The sequence below is a fragment of the Pseudomonas sp. 2822-17 genome (assembly GCF_002742485.1).
GTDB classification, from domain to species: Bacteria; Pseudomonadota; Gammaproteobacteria; order Pseudomonadales; family Pseudomonadaceae; genus Aquipseudomonas; species Aquipseudomonas cyclaminis.
Genome location: NZ_LJRZ01000888.1, coordinates 1 through 337, shown reverse-complemented (window position 1 = coordinate 337; position 337 = coordinate 1). Strand labels below are relative to the sequence as shown.

1 protein-coding gene is annotated in these 337 nt (G+C 28.2%); it reads left to right on the top strand.

From position 1 onward, the window contains the following. Positions 1-32 precede the first annotated feature (32 nt). On the top strand, positions 33-337 hold a 305-nt coding region (locus AOA60_RS33650), incomplete at its 3' end, for a hypothetical protein (protein WP_218240964.1).

The window sequence follows — 337 nt, the reverse complement described above, 5'->3', positions numbered from 1 at the left end:
TATTTATACTAGTTAGGCTTTATGGCATAAGGATGACGGCATTTGCTACAGTTTTCATTCATATAATAAGTATATATCTTTTTAATACTCCATATTGGGATATGCTATTCATTTTTGAAGTGCTTTTTATAGCTCTCATTTTTTACTATAGAAAAAAGGGGAATATGGTAATTTGGGATGGAGTTTATTGGATTATTATTGGACTTCCGCTCACCTTACTAAGCTATTATATTTTTATACCTGAACTCCAAGGAACAATTTTATTGTTCCAATTGACTATTTTAGTATTTAATGGACTTATTAATGTTTTAATAGCGGATATCATTTTATCATACAT